The sequence below is a fragment of the Aneurinibacillus thermoaerophilus genome (assembly GCF_900099925.1).
GTDB classification, from domain to species: Bacteria; Bacillota; Bacilli; order Aneurinibacillales; family Aneurinibacillaceae; genus Aneurinibacillus; species Aneurinibacillus thermoaerophilus.
This window is the reverse complement of the sequence record NZ_FNDE01000033.1, coordinates 25,975-44,238: the sequence shown is the minus strand read 5'-3', so window position 1 is coordinate 44,238 and position 18,264 is coordinate 25,975. Positions and strand designations below refer to the sequence as shown.

Annotated in this window: 17 protein-coding genes and 1 rRNA gene; 12 read left to right on the top strand and 6 right to left on the bottom strand. The window is 42.7% G+C overall.

Translation table 11 applies throughout. The features are described from left to right. From BLR88_RS14480 to BLR88_RS20415, 3 genes are all read left to right on the top strand, one after another. A 23S ribosomal RNA gene (locus tag BLR88_RS14480) occupies positions 1–294 on the top strand; the annotation flags it as partial. Between the two features lie 168 nt (positions 295–462). Continuing rightward, complete coding sequence (locus BLR88_RS14475) at positions 463–651, top strand: H-type small acid-soluble spore protein (protein WP_057900092.1); 189 nt, start codon at positions 463–465, stop codon at positions 649–651. A 135-nt stretch (positions 652–786) separates the two neighbouring features. Continuing rightward, a complete protein-coding gene (locus BLR88_RS20415) occupies positions 787–918 on the top strand; it encodes a hypothetical protein (protein WP_257721579.1) in 132 nt (43 codons plus the stop codon). 140 nt (positions 919–1,058) lie between these two features. Here the strand turns inward: BLR88_RS20415 and BLR88_RS14470 are convergent, their stop codons facing one another. From BLR88_RS14470 to fdhD, 3 genes are all read right to left on the bottom strand, one after another. Next, positions 1,059–1,874, bottom strand: coding sequence for a GNAT family N-acetyltransferase (locus tag BLR88_RS14470; RefSeq protein ID WP_091260997.1), 816 nt, complete (start codon positions 1,872–1,874; stop codon positions 1,059–1,061). Next, positions 1,850–3,616 carry an N-acetylglutaminylglutamine amidotransferase gene (locus BLR88_RS14465; RefSeq protein WP_057900090.1) on the bottom strand — a complete coding sequence of 589 codons (1,767 nt, stop codon included), beginning with the start codon at positions 3,614–3,616 and terminating at the stop codon, positions 1,850–1,852. Before BLR88_RS14465 ends, BLR88_RS14470 begins: the two co-directional genes overlap by 25 nt. A 448-nt stretch (positions 3,617–4,064) precedes the next feature. Further along, positions 4,065–4,862: a formate dehydrogenase accessory sulfurtransferase FdhD gene (gene fdhD, locus BLR88_RS14460; RefSeq protein ID WP_091260996.1), complete on the bottom strand. Its 798-nt coding sequence runs from the start codon at positions 4,860–4,862 to the stop codon at positions 4,065–4,067. A gap of 367 nt (positions 4,863–5,229) precedes the next feature. Here fdhD and BLR88_RS14455 point away from each other — a divergent pair, with 367 nt between their 5' ends. From BLR88_RS14455 to BLR88_RS14425, 7 genes are all read left to right on the top strand, one after another. After that, a complete protein-coding gene (locus BLR88_RS14455; protein WP_091260994.1) occupies positions 5,230–5,559 on the top strand; it encodes a DUF3870 domain-containing protein in 330 nt (109 codons plus the stop codon). 144 nt (positions 5,560–5,703) lie between these two features. Then, positions 5,704–6,870, top strand: a complete 1,167-nt coding sequence (locus BLR88_RS14450) for a DUF819 family protein (RefSeq protein ID WP_057900087.1) — start codon at positions 5,704–5,706, stop codon at positions 6,868–6,870. A gap of 14 nt (positions 6,871–6,884) precedes the next feature. Beyond that, positions 6,885–7,955: a dipeptide epimerase gene (locus tag BLR88_RS14445; protein WP_091260992.1), complete on the top strand. Its 1,071-nt coding sequence runs from the start codon at positions 6,885–6,887 to the stop codon at positions 7,953–7,955. A 409-nt stretch (positions 7,956–8,364) separates the two neighbouring features. Next, positions 8,365–11,319: a formate dehydrogenase subunit alpha gene (fdhF, locus tag BLR88_RS14440; RefSeq protein WP_091260991.1), complete on the top strand. Its 2,955-nt coding sequence runs from the start codon at positions 8,365–8,367 to the stop codon at positions 11,317–11,319. Further along, positions 11,320–11,793: a helical membrane plugin domain-containing protein gene (locus tag BLR88_RS14435; RefSeq protein ID WP_057900084.1), complete on the top strand. Its 474-nt coding sequence runs from the start codon at positions 11,320–11,322 to the stop codon at positions 11,791–11,793. A 477-nt stretch (positions 11,794–12,270) separates the two neighbouring features. Further along, positions 12,271–13,206: an agmatinase gene (gene speB / locus BLR88_RS14430; protein WP_057900083.1), complete on the top strand. Its 936-nt coding sequence runs from the start codon at positions 12,271–12,273 to the stop codon at positions 13,204–13,206. Between the two features lie 372 nt (positions 13,207–13,578). Then, complete coding sequence (locus BLR88_RS14425; RefSeq protein WP_057900082.1) at positions 13,579–15,006, top strand: APC family permease; 1,428 nt, start codon at positions 13,579–13,581, stop codon at positions 15,004–15,006. A 446-nt stretch (positions 15,007–15,452) separates the two neighbouring features. Here the strand turns inward: BLR88_RS14425 and BLR88_RS19640 are convergent, their stop codons facing one another. Both BLR88_RS19640 and BLR88_RS14415 read right to left on the bottom strand, forming a co-directional pair. After that, positions 15,453–15,620 carry a hypothetical protein gene (locus BLR88_RS19640; protein ID WP_175493635.1) on the bottom strand — a complete coding sequence of 56 codons (168 nt, stop codon included), beginning with the start codon at positions 15,618–15,620 and terminating at the stop codon, positions 15,453–15,455. A 79-nt stretch (positions 15,621–15,699) separates the two neighbouring features. Continuing rightward, on the bottom strand, positions 15,700–16,893 hold the full coding sequence (locus tag BLR88_RS14415) for an MFS transporter (RefSeq protein ID WP_057900080.1): 1,194 nt from the start codon (positions 16,891–16,893) through the stop codon (positions 15,700–15,702). 166 nt (positions 16,894–17,059) lie between these two features. Between BLR88_RS14415 and BLR88_RS14410 the strand changes: the two genes are divergently transcribed. Then, a complete protein-coding gene (locus BLR88_RS14410) occupies positions 17,060–17,275 on the top strand; it encodes a hypothetical protein (RefSeq protein ID WP_057900079.1) in 216 nt (71 codons plus the stop codon). Positions 17,276–17,355: 80 nt separating this feature from the next. Beyond that, positions 17,356–17,616, top strand: coding sequence for a hypothetical protein (locus tag BLR88_RS19115; RefSeq protein ID WP_139184987.1), 261 nt, complete (start codon positions 17,356–17,358; stop codon positions 17,614–17,616). Here BLR88_RS19115 and BLR88_RS14405 read toward each other — a convergent pair. Next, positions 17,572–17,913 carry a hypothetical protein gene (locus BLR88_RS14405; RefSeq protein ID WP_091260987.1) on the bottom strand — a complete coding sequence of 114 codons (342 nt, stop codon included), beginning with the start codon at positions 17,911–17,913 and terminating at the stop codon, positions 17,572–17,574. The genes BLR88_RS19115 and BLR88_RS14405 overlap by 45 nt on opposite strands. Positions 17,914–18,264: the final 351 nt, after the last annotated feature.

The window sequence follows — 18,264 nt, the reverse complement described above, 5'->3', positions numbered from 1 at the left end:
CGGTCCCTATCTGTCGTGGGCGCAGGAAATTTGAGAGGAGCTGTCCTTAGTACGAGAGGACCGGGATGGACGCACCGCTGGTGCACCAGTTGTTCCGCCAGGAGCACAGCTGGGTAGCCATGTGCGGACGGGATAAGCGCTGAAAGCATCTAAGCGTGAAGCCCCCCTCAAGATGAGATTTCCCACAGCGTAAGCTGGTAAGACCCCTTATAGATGATGAGGTGGATAGGTTCGAGGTGGAAGCGTGGCAACACGTGGAGCTGACGAATACTAATCGGTCGAGGGCTTAACCAAAGATAGACTGGATGTCCTGTGCGTCATGTTTCTTCTGATTCAGTTTTCAAGGTATAACGAAAGAGAACAGCCTTTTGTCTGAAACGTGTTTTTTTAGATAAAGGGCTGTTTTCTTTTTGTATAAATTCGGCCTAAGAACAAAAAATAAAGACCAAGGAGTGATAAACAATGGAAGTAAGACGCGCAAAAGAAATTTTGAATTCACATGATAAAATCGATGTTGGTTTCGAGGGGGTGCAGGTTTGGATTGATTCGATCGATGAACGGAGCAAAACAGCTAGAATACATACCTTGGACAATCCTGCGGATCGCAAAACAGTCGCGCTATCCGAACTGAAAGAATTGGAACATCATTAAAAAGTAGAGGCTGTCGCTTAACGTGGCAGCTTTTTTTATCGACAATGACCGCAGGCATTTGTTACTTCACAAGCAAAAATTTTTCTAGGGAATTTTCAGGCTGGCAGGACACAATATGCCCAGGGGGTGAACCGCTTGGAGTGGTTGATTCTAATCGGAGCTATCCTGGCATTTGTAACTGTTCAAAGGAAATGGTTTTATGATCCGACGCACCCGGAAAGCCCGAAGAAAACCCGAGCAAGCACATGGTTCAGAAGCAAAAAGTAAGCCTTTGAAGAGGAGAGCTTCTTCTCTCCTCCCTCTATACCGGGAGTTAGACAGCAAGGAAATGCCTCTACAGATTCTTTCAGGCTCCCGCTGGTAAAAACAGAAGCCAGGCGTAATAACCTGACTTTTTCCTTCGTCCCTTATTTTTTTGTTTCCGGGAACAAAAAGTCAATGAAATGCTGGGCGGTAGGCTGCGGTTCATGATTGGCGAGCCCAGGCCGTTCGTTGGCTTCAATAATCACGTATTCTTCGCCTGTGAAATCAGGCACCAGCAAATCCAACCCTACAACCGGAATGTTTAGCGCGCGGCCGATCCCTTTCGCCCGTCTGTTCGGATCGACGGCAAGCGCCCAAAAGCTTGCACCGTTGTCCGGATCGTTAAACGCCGCTTTATGATCGATGCCGGTAATCGTTCCGATAATTTCTCCATCCTCCGGGTCTTCCGCGACAAAATAGTTAAAAACATGGCTATACTGATTTTTCATCATTAAAACTGGGTCCGCCTCCACCATATTGCTTTTCCTATAAATCTCATTCACGCGCTCTGCATCACGTTCATCTGTCATGAAGCGGATACGGAATCCTTCGGGCTTCTTTTTTGACATGCGATAGTTATGAAGCCAAAGACGGAATGTAATGGACGGGTCAACGAACAGGAGGTTAGGTGCTTTGGAAAGCAGAACATGGTGGTTGCGCACGTAAATTGCCAAGTCGCGCCGCCCTGTCTCTTCCTCTAGAAAAAGCTCGATAAGCTTGCGATCGTCATCAAAGGTTTGCCCGAAAATGAGGTGACCCCAACCGCAGTCTATAGCAATATCGGACTGCATATCTTTTTTCTTTATTTCAGGAATGTTCTCTCCCCAGCTATGCAAGGAAGGGGTCATAAAACATTCTAGCCGGAATCGTTTTCTCTCTTCTCGATAAGGCATGATTAACACCCCATCTTTTGCAGCCATAATTCCAGCACGGTCAACTGCCAGAGCTTGCTTCCGCCCAATACGGTTATGTGCTCTTCCGGCGCACCCAGCAACTTTTCCACATAAGCCGGGTTAAATAGATTGCGTTTTTTCGCTTTTTCTGTCGTCAAAATGTCGCGTGCAAAATCAAGATATTCATTACGCAAGTATTTCAGGGCAGGCACAGGAAAATAACCTTTCTTTCGATAGATCACTTCATGCGGAATCAATCGTTCCGCCGCTTTTTTCAGAATATGTTTTCCGCTGCTAGCCACTTTCAATTCTGGCGGAATCGAAGCCGCCAGCTCTACAAGTTCATGGTCGAGAAAAGGCACGCGCGCTTCAAGACCCCATGCCATGGTCATATTATCTACGCGCTTTACCGGATCATCGATCAGCATAACCCGCGTATCCAGTCGCAACGCTTTATCCACCGGTATTGTGGCGCCCGGTGCGGCAAAGTGCGTAGATACGAACTTTCCAGACACATCGGAGCCATGGTATTTCGGCTGTAGGGCGTCTATTATTTCTTCGTGCGTGCGATCGAAGAAAGCTTTTTTATATTCTGTTACGGCATCGCGCGTACCGTTCATCATCTTCGGATACCAATGGTAGCCGGCAAACACTTCATCGGCACCTTGACCGCTCAGTACCACTTTCGTTTGCTTGCTGACCTCCTCCGACAGAAGGTAAAAAGCGACCGCATCGTGGCTAACCATCGGTTCCGCCATGGCGGTAACGGATTTTTCGATATTGGGAAGGAGGCGGCGGGAATCAATGAAAATCTTTTGATGTTTGGTTCTGAATTCTTTCGCGATCAGATCACTGTAATAGAATTCATTTCCTTCTTCATTTCCAACGTCTTCGAAGCCAATGGAATAGGTGTGGAGAGAGCAGGGATTGCATTCAGCCATAAGCGCAACAATCAGGCTGGAATCGAGACCGCCGCTAAGCAAGGCGCCTACAGGCACGTCGCTGACCATGCGTCGCTTTACGCTTTTCCTTAATCCATTCAGCACGCGCTCAATCCACTCTGCTTCCGATAGTGTTTCCCTCCGTTCAAACGTTACGTCCCAGTAGGAGAATATCTTTTTTTCTCCGTTTGCGTCGATGCTCATCACAGTCCCGGGTTGCAGCTTTTTTACGTTTTTAAAAATGGTATGCGGAGCCGGTACTACCGCGTGAAAGCTCAAGTAATAGTGAAGTGCTTCGGGAGAGAGCTCCGGACGAATGACTCCGACGCTTTTTAGCGCTTGCGTGTTGGAGGCAAAATAAAATGCTCTTCCTTCCTCAACGTAATATAAAGGTTTAATACCAAGTCGATCTCGGCCTAACAGAAAGCGTCCACGCGTCTCATCATGAATGCAGAAGGCAAACATTCCGTTTAACCGTTTGACGAATTCATCACCCCAGGCGTGATAAGCTTTCAGCAGAACTTCCGTATCGCTGGTTGAGCGGAACGAGTATCCTTTTTTTCGTAATTCATCACGTAGTTCCTGGAAATTGTAGATTTCGCCATTATAAACGATCGCTAGTTTTAACTCTTTGTCGATCATTGGTTGGTGGCCGTTTTCTGATAGGTCGATAATGCTCAGGCGCTTATGTCCGAAGCTTACTCCGTCTTTTGTATAGATTCCTTCATCATCCGGCCCGCGTGTTTCAAGAGCCGGAAGCATTTTTTCTATAAGAGTTTCATCCGTATGGTCTTTATCATAACGAATCACTCCACAAATGCCGCACATTGTTCTTTACACCATCTCCCATTTAAAAATTTATAAGAATAACATTTTTATCCTTTTTTCTCTATTCCACAATCTTTAGTCAACAAAATGGACTGAATTATAATAAATATAAAATTTTTCTTTATTCAACATAACATAACGCGCGTTTTATGATAACGTATTTTATGGCTTTATGCAAACGATGGAGGAAATTTGCTTGTTTTTTCCTAAATATGATTCTTTGTTCTTTCGAATTGAAAATAAAAAGACCTGCGACTTATTTCCTGTAAGGAAATAAGCCGAGCAGGTCTTTTTTTCAGAGCTTAGGCCGCTTCAGATTACTTGGAGTGGACTTTTCTCATAAATTCGTTTACATTAGCGGGTACTTTGCGATCAAGTTTTGATACAATAGATAAAATAAGAAAAAGGTGAGGGACATTGTTTTCCTGCTTTTTTCTTAATTTTTTCGTTATGGCTTTTTGATTCGTTCAGGATGCGTGTACACATTCAAAGAAGAATCACGAATAAAACCAACAGCGGTAATGCTCAGGTCTTCGGCTAGCTGGAGAGCCAGTTCGGTTGGAGCCGATTTGGACAGTACGATTTCACAGCCGATTTTCGCCACTTTCAACAGAACTTCAGAAGAAATACGACCGCTGAAAGCGATGATTTTATCATGCACAGGGATTGCGTTTTTCAGACAGAAACCGTAAATTTTATCCAGCGCGTTGTGGCGTCCGATATCTGTACGAGCAAGAACGATCCCGTTCCGGTCGCATAGTGCGGCGTTATGCGCGCCGCCTGTGCTTTGAAACAGGGCGGAAGCTTCCTGCATGAGGCGGATTAAACGAAAACACTCTTCAATAGTAAGTGTTACATTCTTTTCAGTCATTACTTTGGCCGTACGGGCATCGTTATAGAAATAGAAGTTTTGTCGGCTTTTACCACAGCAGGAGGAAATATAGCGTTTAGAATAGAATTGTTGGCTGATTTTATGAGCTTTATGCAATTCTACATAAGCGAATCCTTCCTGCTCCTGAATGATCAAGTTTTTGATGTCTTGATAGGAACGGATAACGCCTTCGGAAGCCAGAAAACCGATGACAAGATCATCAACGTATTCAGGTGTGCATACCACGGTAGCGAATTCTTCTTCGTCAAGAAAAATGGTCAATGGAAACTCGTTTACCACCTCGTCCTGGCATTCATACAGTTCGTTATTCTTATAGCGTAAGATTTGGCGCGTGCGGACTACAGGATAGGGCATGATAATCACTTCCGTCTTTTTTTATTCCTTAATTTTATTCTTCCGTTTTCAAAAGTCAAACTACGACTCTTACATTCGCTCTGGAAACGTGTTAACCCTGAAGAAGGGAGGAAGGAGAAGGAATGGATAAATATGGATATAGCGGTGACGGATCGCCCGTTCAATGCGGTGATTACTATAATAATGAAAAGCAGAAAGGCAATAGATTAGCTGATTTATGAGTTAGTAAAAAATGGTTGTCAAAAAATTAGTTCAATGATATAGTAAAATTAACTCCAAATGAAACCGTATACATGTCATAAGTTTCAACAAATTTCCGTTTGATTGTCGCTTATGACGTCTGTATCTTTATTGGGGGACATCGATTGTGTATTATGACAAAGATACAATTTATTTAATCGGGGATGTCAAAGCTCCACAAAATAATCCAATAACCGAGCAGTATAAGTCCTATTTCCTAGCACTAGTTGTCGATCGATCTACTGGTAAGATCGTTGATGCGGAATGTTCTGCAACGATTCAACTTACGGCGAAATTTGTTCAGTCATTATTTGTTGGACGGCGGATACAAGATGAAGGTCTTGTTGATGAAATTGCGAACCGTTATTTTGGTTCTTCGCAAAAAGCTCTAATTGTCGCATTAAAGGATGCTCGAAAGAAGTATAATCAAATTTTCACCGCTGCTTTGTCTAAATAAACCTAGACAAAATCCAGTCTGACCGTCAATATGGTAGACTGGATTTTTTATCTTGAAAAATACATATTATTACAAATATTATAAATATTTACTGTGTTACTGTAATGGTTATGGAACTTTTTTTACTACGAGGAGGGCCAGATGATGATTAAAGATGGATTTATGTATTTAAGTGTACTTGTTGCACTTGCGGCAGTAATGGTTGCGTTAGAAAAGCGTTTCCGCACTAAAGGATTATTTAAGTTTATTCCGGGAATTGTTCTTATTTATATTGGAGCTGCATTGATGAATACATTTGGTCTATTTTCTGAAAGTGATTCAATTAGTTCAACAAATAGGACAATTCGAAGTGCTTTATTACCTGGTATGCTAGCTTTAATGTTATTGAAATGTGATATTCGTGAAGTGTTTAAGCTCGGCCCCAGAATGTTAGGTGCCTTTTTTTCAGCAGTGTTTAGTATTTTAATAGGGTTTACTGTCACATATGTAATATTTAAAGGGTTTTATGTTCAAGATACGTGGAAGGCTTTTGGAGCATTGGCGGGAAGCTGGACGGGTGGTTCAGCAAACATGGTAGCGTTGCAGGGGATTTTCCATGTCCCAGAAAACATATTTGGTTATGCTTTAATGATGGATACGATTAACTATGCAGTTTGGGTTATGTTTATGTTCTGGCTTGTTCCATTTGCAGGAAAATTCAATCGTTGGACAAAAGCTGATGTCGGCTTTTTAAATCATTCAATAGAAGTTTCAGCGGCAAAAGAAGAAAATGAAAAAGAAGGCCCATCCTTTCAGCATATATTATATTTGTTAGGAATTGGGTTACTTATTTCTTCACTTTCCACTTTCGCAGGAAATCATTTGCCTGTCATCGGTGATGTTATCAATGCAACAACATGGACCATCATGATTGCTTCGGTTGTTGGACTTATACTTGCTGTAACGCCGGTTGCGAAAATACCAGGTTCAATGGATATATCCAATGTTATGTTATATATCGTAATTGCACTCATTGCATCACAATCGGACTTTTCTAATATTACACAAGCTCCGATTTATCTGTTGTCAGGCTTCTTAATTCTGCTCATTCATTTAATCGTTATGATTTTACTTGGAAAATTGTTCAAATACGACTTGTTTACATTAGGTGTTGCAAGTCTTGCCAATATCGGTGGAATGGCATCCGCACCAATGCTTGCTGCTTCTTATAATCGTTCGCTCATTCCGATTGGTGTCATAATGGCTCTGCTAGGTTCATTTACAGGAACATATTTTGGAATGTTAGTCGGTAAAATTTTGTCAAGTTTGTAGAAAGGATGAATTTTATGATTATTCGAGAGTTGTATGTAAAACAACGCCATTTACCACTGCGTGTACCTTTTAAAACAGCTCTTCGTACAGCTGTCGATATTGAAAGTTTAGAAGTTATGATTGAATTGGAGAATGGATTAACCGGAATTGGAGCGGCAGTGCCAACTTGGGTGATTACGGGTGATTCCAGTGAGAGTATTAAGGCGGCATTGCTAGGCCCTATTCGTTCAGCTATTATCGATGAGGATATAACCAATTTTAAGAAGGTGTTAAAAAAAGTACAAAAATGCTGTATTGGCAATACGAGTGCAAAAGCTGCGGCAGATGTTGCTCTTCACGATCTTTATGCTCGACTACTGCAACTCCCGCTCTATGCTTTACTAGGTGGGAAAGGAACGATTGAAACAGATATGACAGTCGGGGTTGACGATCCAGACGTAATGGCTGCGAATGCAGAAAAATCGGTGAAGGACGGGTTTAAAGTTTTAAAAATAAAAGTGGGGAATGACCCAACGTTAGATATCGCGCGGATACAAGCTATAAGAGAACGAATCCCTGCAACTATCAAAATTCGTTTAGATGCTAATCAAGGATGGACACCAAAAGAAGCTGTTCGTCTTATTCGTGAAATGGAAAACTTAGAGCTCGGAATTGAATTAGTTGAACAACCCGTCCATGCAAGAGATCTTGAAGGTTTAAAGTTTGTAACGGATCGGGTAAACACACCGATTATGGCAGATGAAAGTTTATTTTCTGCAAGTGATGCCTTAATGCTTGTCTCCGGACGATATGTAGATCTACTAAACATTAAGCTTATGAAATGCGGAGGAATCGATGAAGCTATTAAACTAGCAAGCATTGCTGAAGCCAATGGAATAGCATGTATGATTGGGAGTATGATGGAGTCATCATTGTCAGTAGCTGCGGCTGCACATTTTGCCGCAGGACATCCAAATATTAAGTTTTATGATTTAGATGCTCCGCTTTGGCTTGTTGAGGAGCCAGAGGGGATGATCTATAACGGAGGAAATATACAGTTAGTTGATGTACCTGGTCTTGGAATTACAAGGGAAAAAGAGTGGTAGGGGAAGATATTTTTTAATGGATTCTTGCCAAATATGGCGTGGAATGATTCGTTACAATTTCACTGGACAGTTAGCGGAACCATTGGTATAATATATGAAAATAATAACAAAAGATGTTGAATAAAGAAACATATATAGGGTTAAGTTGAAGATAGATTGTTGAAGCGCATTCTATTAGCTTTTTCTCTTTTGTTTTTTGATATGGCGGACTGGTTTTAGATACACTGCGTGGCCGAAGGCTATTCCATCATGAAACGGTTGTTATAGAGGTTAGTTTCTCTATAAAGCTGTTTTGTGATGGGATTTTTTGTTTATTTACTTATGGGTGCGAGAAATCGCACAAATGAAGAGGTAGGAACCTCGGAGCGGTTCGTCGAATTCGATCGAATATCGGATAAGGAGGAGAAAGATGAGTTCTACAGTAAAAGTGTCTATTCGTATTGATGGGCAGGAGGTAAAGGCGATCGAAGAACAGAATGTCATTGATGCGATTAAGGCGAGCGGCATTGATATTCCACACATCTGTTATCACCCGAACCTGGGCACGATTCAAACGTGTGATACTTGTATGGTGGAAATCAACGGTAAGCTGGCGCGTGCTTGCGCGATGAAAGTAGAGGACGGCATGAATGTAGAGACAAAATCACCGATGGCGAGGGCGGCGCAAGTGGAAGCGATGGATCGCATTCTGGAAAACCATCAGCTTTATTGCACTGTTTGTGACAACAACAACGGAAACTGCCGCATTCATAATACGGTCGAGATGATGCAAATCGAGCATCAAAAATATCCATATAAGCCAAAGCCGTACAAAGTGGATATGTCCCATCCGTTCTACCGCTATGATCCGGATCAATGCATTCTTTGTGGTCAATGCGTGGAGGCTTGCCAGAATGTTCAGGTAAATGAAACGCTGTCCATCGATTGGGAACGCGAGCATCCGCGGGTTATATGGGACGATGACGTTCCGATTAACGAATCATCCTGTGTATCTTGCGGCCATTGTGTAAACGTATGTCCATGTAATGCGCTGATGGAAAAATCAATGCTTGGCGAGGCTGGCATTATGACAGGCATGAAGCAGGAGTTGCTTGGCCCGATGATTGACTTTGTAAAAGAAGTGGAGCCGGGGTATAGCGGCATTTTTGCCGTATCTGAATTGGAAGCAACACTGCGCGCAACCCGCATAAAAAGGACGAAAACGGTTTGTACGTTTTGTGGTGTCGGCTGTACGTTTGAAGTATGGACCAAAGGACGCAAAATTCTCAAAATCCAGCCGACTCCGGATGCGCCGGTTAACGGTATTTCCACTTGTGTGAAAGGAAAATTCGGCTGGGATTTCATTAACAGTGAAGAGCGGCTGACGAAGCCACTTATCCGTAAAGGCGATGAGTTTTATGAAGCGACATGGGAAGAAGCATTGGAGCTGATTGCAAACAAATTCCAAGAAATCAGAGAACGCGACGGTGCGGACGCGTTTGGTTTTATTTCATCTTCTAAATGCACGAATGAAGAAAACTATTTAATGCAAAAGTTCGCGCGCGCGGTTATCGGAACGAACAATGTCGATAATTGCTCCCGCTATTGCCAATCCCCGGCGACAACGGGATTGTTCCGTACGGTCGGATATGGTGGTGATGCGGGCACGATTTATGACATGGCAGGAGCCGGCCTAGCCATTATCGTTGGCGCCAACCCGGCAGAAGCACATCCGGTTATCGCTACGCGTCTGAAGCGCGCTCATAAATTAAATGGACAGAAGCTTATCGTTGCCGATCTGCGCAAAAACGAGATGGCAGAACGCTCGGATTTATTCCTGCGTCCGGCGCCGGGGACGGATCATGTCTGGCTGTCCGCCGTCACAAAATACATCATTGACCAGGGATGGCATGACAGGGAGTTTCTCACCAAGCGCGTAAACGGTTTTGATGAGTACGTGAAATCGCTAGAAAAATATACGCTGGAGTATGCGGAAGAAGTCACTCGTATTCCGAAAGAACAGCTAATCCAGACAGCGAATATGATTTATGAAGCTGATGGAACAGCTATTTTCTGGGCGATGGGCGTTACTCAGCACTGTGGTGGCAGCGAAACGAGTACGGCGATCAGCAATCTGTTGCTTGTGACGGGAAACTTTGGCCGTCCGAATGCCGGCGCATTCCCGCTGCGCGGACATAACAACGTACAGGGGGCGTGCGACTTCGGGGCGCTTCCGAACTTCTTTCCGGGTTATGAACTTGTAACGGACGATGCGGTGCGTGAGCGTTATGAAAAAGCCTGGAACGTAAAATTGCCGCGAGAAAAAGGGCTTGATAATCCCGGTATGGTTGAAGCCATTCATAAAGGCAAGCTGAAAGCTATGTATCTAATGGGGGAAGATATGGCATGGGTTGACTCCAATGCGAACCATATTCATGCCGCACTGGAAAAGCTGGAGTTCTTCGTCGTTCAGGACGTGTTTTTCACAAAAACGGCTCAGTTCGCCGATGTTATACTTCCAGCTAGCCCGAGCCTTGAGAAAGAAGGCACATTTACGAACACGGAGCGCCGTATTCAGCGTCTGTATCAGGCACTGGAACCGCTAGGTGAATCCCTTCCAGATTGGAAAATCATTACCGCCTTGGCGAATCACCTTGGCGCGCATTGGTGTTATGAGCATCCAGGAGAAATTATGGCAGAAGCGGCAAGCCTTACGCCGCTGTTTGCTGGTGTAACGTATGAGCGCCTGGAAGGATGGAATAGCTTGCTCTGGCCGGTAAATGCGGACGGAACAGATACACCGCTGTTGTATACAGAGCGCTTCCCATTCCCGGATGGAAAAGCGCAGCTTATGCCGACTGACTGGGTTCCACCTGTGAAAACAGGGGACGAATATGACCTGGTGTTAAATAACGGTCGTTTGCTTGAGCACTTCCATGAAGGAAATATGACCAATAAGTCCAGGGGGCTTTTATACAAAGTGCCGGATACGTTTGTGGAGGTATCGCCGGAACTTGCGAAAGAGCGCGGGATCAAAGACGGGTCCCTTGTCCGGCTCGAATCTGAATACGGTGCTGTAAAACTGCGTGTCATAGTTACTGACCGCGTGCGAGGGAACGAAGTGTATGTGCCGATGAATTCGACCAATGAAGATTCGGCGGTTAACCTTTTGACGAACAGCTTCTATGATTTGGTGACACATACGCCTGCTTATAAAGAAACAAGGGTAAAAATGCAAGTGCTCCAGGTGGAAGGTGAAAGTCCGCTTCCCCGCTATAACTCTCGTTTTGGCAAACGCAATCCGCAGCGCGGGGTAGAAGTGGAGCGGAAATGGAAGCGTGCGGATTATAAGGCATTGGAAACCGCTGGACAGGGGGAGAAGTAAATGGCAAAACCTACAACCACGATCAAGAAGCACGAACCGACCGAAGCCGAACTTCAGGCGCAGGCGCTCGAGGAATTGACTGGTCTTATCGCCAAAAACGGTGAAGCGCTGCAGGAATTACTGAAAGTGATTCGCCTTTTGTATGAAAGCGGAGCCTTAGAGATCATTGGGGGGCTAATCCAGGCGCGAGAGAAAGTTGTAGAAATCGGTATTTCCCAGCTTTCCAAACCTACGATGACCCGTGGTATTAATAGTGTTATGAGTGTGGTCGGAATGTTGGGGGAAATGGAGCCTGAAACAATTAAAAAAGTAGTGGAAGGCATTGTTAATGGCATGCGTTGTTCCGTCGAAAAAGCGAGAGCGGACGAAAAAATGAGCTTGTTTGATTTAATAAAAGCTTATAAAGATCCGGATGTAAATCGTGCTATAACGATTATGTTGAGCTTTCTGAAAGGGATGGGGCAAAAGTTGTAACTTCATCCAAATACAAAGAAAGAAACTGTCTCAAACGGTTATCTGATTATAAATAGAATACAATGTGTAGATTATTTATTGTTTTGTATATGCATATATAGCAACACAAAAAGGGGGCCCTATCACTTTGGGCCCCCTCTTTTTTTATATGCATAGAATTATGCGTATATGCATATGTGCGGAAAGTTAAAAGGCATTCTTCCTAATTTTTTAATTACTTTGACTTATATTGAAATTGGCATAATAATTGCTTTGTATATCTATTGTAAAAAGAGATGAAATGATTTTTTATGTTCATTCTCTTATTTCATGGAGTAGGAGTTGATGTTATGCAAAACAAACTATTTCTAATCGCTGTTCTACTTTCCATGATTTTACCTGCGTAAATGTAATTAACGGAGCCGGTTCTCAAGAATGCATTTGATGTTTTGTTTTATATAAATATGGACAACAAAGATAAATGGAGGGACCGAGATCATGCAATATCCGCTTTCACCGGATGTACAACCGGAATTTTGTACAACCGGTTCTTTTATGAGACTGCCTTCTAAACGTGAAAACGCAAAGGTTGCTATTCTTGGCATGCCTTTTGATACAGCTGCTTCCTTTAGGGTAGGCGCCAGATTTGCGCCGCAGGCAATTCGTCAGGCGTCAATGACATTATTCCCTTACCATCCAGTGAATGATGTGTATCCTTTTGAAGATACAAATGCCATTGACATAGGGGACGTACCTGTTATTCCACACAATATTCACCGTAGTTATGAGCTTATCGAAGAGACTGTATTGAATCTAATGAATGAGGAAATTGTGCCGATTGGATTGGGCGGAGACCATTCTGTCACATTGGCAAGCTTACGCGCGGCGGCCAAAGTATACGGTCCTGTTGCTTTGATTCATTTTGATTCTCATACAGATACGTGGGATACGTACTATGATGAAAAATATTGGCATGGTTCTACCTTTATCCGTGCATATGAAGAAAAATTATTGCAGTCAGATAAAGTGTTCCAAATCGGAATTCGGGGCACGCTCAATCATCCTGGAGATGTGCAGGCGAGTGTAGATTTGGGCTACAATGTGATCACGACTCAAGAGCTGCGTAAACGTGGGGTAGAGGATGTTGTCCAACAAGTAAAAGAGACAATTGGTAACACCCCTTGCTTTTTAAGCTTTGATATCGATTTTGTTGATCCTTCCTGCGCACCTGGAACCGGCACATTGGAAGTGGGCGGCTTTAACAGTCTTGAAACGCTTGAAATGATTCGTTCTTTCACCGGTTTTAACTATGTCGGTTTTGATTTGGTAGAAGTTTTGCCTCCTTATGATCCGACGCAAATCACCTCTCTTCTGGCTGCAACATTAGTGCATGACTTTGCCAGTCTGGTAGCGTTGAATAGAAAGAAAAAATAGAAGGTGTAATAAATAAGACAAACAGGCTTTCCGTAAGCAAATGTTAAGGAAATGTCTATACGTACATGAGCGTAGGTGCTACAACATCTACGCTCATGCTGTTGACAAAGTACAGGTCAACAGCATGAGCAAAAAATTCATACCCAAAATTGCATAAGTTATTCTATTATTCATAATTGTTATTACATAATTATTTGTAAAATTTAAATGTATTCTTTTTTGTTTTACGCATAAATCGCGCAAAATACTGCGATATATTTTCCTCTCAATAATTAGAACAATTTTAATATTCTTACATGGCATGGTGTTTGCTTTATCAATATGTTGTTCGAAAAATTTCGATTTATGTAGTAGTTACAAGGAGGAAGATATATGGAAAAAGTAACTTTAAAGCGTTCTTTGAAGTTGTGGCACATTGTTTTAATGGGCATTGGATATATGACGCCGATGGTTGTGTTTGACACGTTTGGAATTGCTTCTGAGACGACCGGGGGGCATGTACCCACAGCTTATATTCTTGCATTGGTAGCAATGTTATTTACAGCTGCTAGTTACGGTAAGATGATACAGGTATTTCCAAATGCTGGTTCTGCATATACGTATACACAAAGAACTATCAGTCCGCATATTGGGTTTCTTGTCGGTTGGGCCGCGTTAATGGATTATTTATTTTTGCCAATGGTAAATGCTTTGATTGCTCAAATTTATCTTTCTGCTACTTTTCCTGGGCTTCCTGCGTGGATATGGGTTATTGGATTTGTCGCTATTGTAACGTTAGTTAATATTTTTAGTGTAAACTTTACAGCTAATTTCAATACAATGCTTGTTGTTTTTCAAACACTAATCATGGTTGTTTTCATCGGGGTAGCCATAAAGAGGCTGCTGAATGGGGATGGTACAGGAATGCTGTTCTCCATAGAACCATTCTATAAAGAAGGAATTAATACTTCGGCGCTTATCGCTGGCGCGACCTTGATGTGTTTTTCTTATTTAGGATTTGATGCGGTGACAACACTTTCAGAGGAAACACCCAATCCAAAGAAAACGATTCCACGCGCGATTTTTCTTGTAGCATTGATTGGCGGTGCTATGTTTATTATAACGTCTTACTTTATTCAATCAGTATTTCCGACCGCGGCCCATTTTAAAGACCCGGAAGCCTCTTCTCCTGAGATTGCTGCGTATATGGGCGGCCTGGCATTTCAGGTATTTTTCCTTGCAGGAGGACTTGCAGGAACGCTTGCTTCCGGGGTGGCATCGCACGCCAGTGTTTCGCGTTTGCTGTATGTAATGGGACGGGACAGTGTGCTTCCGAATAAACTGTTCGGGTATATTCATCCGCGCTGGAGAACTCCGGTTGCAAATATTGTGCTCGTTGGCTTGATTTCTGTGACCGCGGTTTTTTTCGATTTGGCTACGGCTGCCTCTTTTATTAATTTTGGTGCATTGATTGCGTTTACATTTGTGAATCTTTCTGTTATTTCGTACTATGTTGTTCGTAAGAAAATGCATAAAACATTCAAGGGATTTTTCTCTTATCTGGTTATGCCGCTTTTGGGCGCTGGTGCTGTAGCTATTCTTTGGGCAAATTTAGAAAAAAGTTCTTTAATGCTCGGAATTGGGTGGGCTATTGTCGGTTTTATCTATTTATTGTATATTACGAAGTTATTTAAAGTTAAGCCGGCGAGCATTCACTTTGAAGAGATGGAGGAAATGCATCCTTCTAGTTACATCGATGAAGAAGAGAAATCATTTGCGGTTGAGGAAACAGGAGAGATTAATCAGGCTAAAAACGCATAGCTTTTATATTTAAAAAGCGTTGGATTCGTTAAGAATCCAGCCATTTTTTCTGTTATTTGGTAGTTCAACTTTCTCACCTTGAACCACGTTATGAAGCATTGTATAAAGGGCATAATTAAGCAATGGCACAATATTGGCGCCATCGAAAATCGCTGTGTAATGATCGTACGTTCTAAATCTAATACATTTTGCAGAGAAGATAAATGTCCTTAGTGAATAAAGTGCATGAGGAGACCAACCTTTCTCATTGAGTTGTCTGGACAACTACTCTATTCGAGATTTGGGAAGGTACTCTTTTTTTATGCCAATTGAGCCTTACGGTTCAAGGAATTTTAGTTATGAAATTCATTCATTTGACTTTGAGTATTCTTTAGTTCGGCTCATCCGAATTTATCATTGGCAAAAATGGCCGATCGACTAGGGGTTAGCCGAATCGTACCCTTTCGTTATTCTCTGTAATGGTATTTTATGAAATGACTTGTTTGGGGCTCTGGGTACAATCCGATGCGGTTCACCTGTGTGTCAATAATTCCATCGGCTAACGCGAACTGCTGTCGGATATTTTCCGCCTGTTCGGGTGTATTAAAGTAAGCGAGGATATATCGTTCCTTCATTAAACATGTCACAAAACATGTCGCATCCTTTCCGTAACATTCAGACTTATGCTTTTATTGTTCACGGTTTTATTCGTATTTATGCGCGAGTTGGAAAAACGTTTCGCATAAAAACCCAACAGAGCATAAGCAGTAAATTTAACCCGATCAGATACAGTACGAGCGCTTTGGTAGCTGTGGTCGCCATGACGAGCAATACGAATAATAGCGTGCTGAGCAGACGCCCCAGGCTGAAAGCAAACTCGCGAATAACGATATATTCTACCCTTAATTTTGCTTTCTCCATGCTTTCCCCGATCACATCAAATGATGTGGAAACAAGGGGCACGGCAAAAAAAGGGTAAAACAGAGCGGTACCGATACCAAGCAAAAGCAGTGTGCTGAAGCGGATTTGCGAGAGCAGTGGCAAAACGGCCACTATGAGCATGAAAGCTCCGATAAAAAGTGAATATTCCCGTTTGTGAGGACGAATCCATTTTCCCACAATATAGTAAGACACAAGTGACAGAGTAGACGTAAGAAATGCGTATATTCCTACTGTCAATTCGCTTGAAGAGGCGATAAACACCAGTAAACCGACGAGAAAGACAACTACGCCTTCTCGCATACCCCAGAAAAAATAGGAAAACACGACGTAATGCCAACGTGAAACGTTGCGGGTATCATTCCATACACTGCGCAATGAAAAGTGTCCTTCGCATTTTCTTTTGGTGATAAAGAAGCTGACCACTACCGCCAAAGTGAAAATGATGAGCGAAATAGAAAAAATAAGCCGGTATCCATTTGCTTGGTGTGAGACGAGCCATCCAGCAAGCAACGGGGCACCTCCGGCGGCCATCGACATAAGCAGTCCGTTCACCCCGTTAAAAACATCTCGGTTTTCTGGCCCGGTAATTTCAAAATACATAACGTAATATCCAAGCCAATAGAAGCCGGCTCCTATGCCAAGCAAAAGGCCAAGCAGAGCGACATAGTTTGTGGCTGACGGACCGAGCATGAGGACAGTTAGATAAAATATGGCCAGAATGAAAACGCCGAGGCGAATGCTTATGACACGATCCCATCTTTTTATAAGGTGACCGCCGATCCAAAATGTAGCTAGAATAGAAAAGAAGGTAAAAAAGTTAAACCATCCGATCATGGCATAGTCTTTTTTTACTTTCCACAGGTAGATATTGACGAAAGTGTTGGAGAGGCCGACGGAGATAAGGTATAGCGTATTCATTAGCAGAAGAAGCCAGGACTGTCTGTCCAGTTTTCCTGTTTGTTTCATATGAAAGCTCCTTTTTATCTTATTGAGACGGTCGTTTTTAGCGTACCCTGCCGTACTTCTCTTTTTGCAAACAGAAATTTCCACAGATGGTTTTTAGTTTATAGTGGATTGACAACATAAAAAATTTTTATAATATACCACAAGGGGTATATAGGGTATTTACTATTTGGACATATGCTATACGGGATTGAAAATTTACTGGGGAAATGGGCAAAAGAATAATGCAAGGGTATTTGGTGAGAAAATAAATGCATCCGCTGTGAAGCAGAAAGAAGGTGAAGATATGCTTCGCGTAACTCCGGAAGCGATTGCGAAGCTGAAGGAGACAATGGAATATCCGAAGCAAGATATTCTCCGCATTTTTATTGCTGGAGCTGGTTGAGGAGGCCCCAACTATGAGATGGCTCTGGAGGAATCCATCGAAGATACGGATAAAGAAGTTATGGTTGACGGCATTCGTTTATGTTTAAAAAGATGACCGGAATATTAGTTTCACGAAAAAAACAATACGATATCTCTTTGTACTTATTTAAGCGTACTGTTTTACTACTTATATGTGGCAAAAGAGAGGAGAGGCAGTGGAAAGAAAAGGGGGGAGGGGCTTTGCTTGATGCAAGAAAAAATGAGCAAATGTTGTATAAAAAAGCCCCGACATTTTCATGGCCGACTTCTAAAAGATTAATTTTGCAGTTTATCGCGGAGCAGGGCGATATCCGCTTCTAGCTCGTCCACTTTCATTGCCATTCGATTCTGGCGCAGCTCCATTCGTTCCAGGCGATACATACCTCGTTCTACGTCTTCAATTCGGGAAAGTAATTTCTGTTGTCCAGTTTCTAAAGATTGAAGAATCAATTCATCGGCTTTGATACTTTCAATGTGTTTGCAGTTAATAGAATCTTTTAGTTCGTCAAAGCGCTGATTCACCTCTTTTTCAAAAGTATCAATACGTTGGTTTAGGTTTTGAACCTCACTTTGGACTCCTTGTAAAGCTGACAAAATCAAATCAAACCTATCGTTCATTTTTCATCACCTCCTGTTTATATTTTTAAAATTGTCCTTCCTAAGCCAAGTGCAAGAGGTATTTAACTAGTTCGTTAGTCGCAACGTTTCCTGCTCTCTTATTTTTCTCGTTATGTTATGAATGCTGAATGACTAAGATGATACTCCACACGGCTAAAGCCGTGGGATTCTTGGGGCATTAGCGCCCGCCGTTCGCTTTGGACAACGCACAAGTTCAGGGTGGGGTGTCATCCCATCCCATACTACACCGCATGTACCCACATGGGCAGCGTACCACCAGTACGCTATTCGTGCGTTCACTCCCATGGTTTTACTTCGCTATCAGAACCTTATACCATGACGTCCACAGGA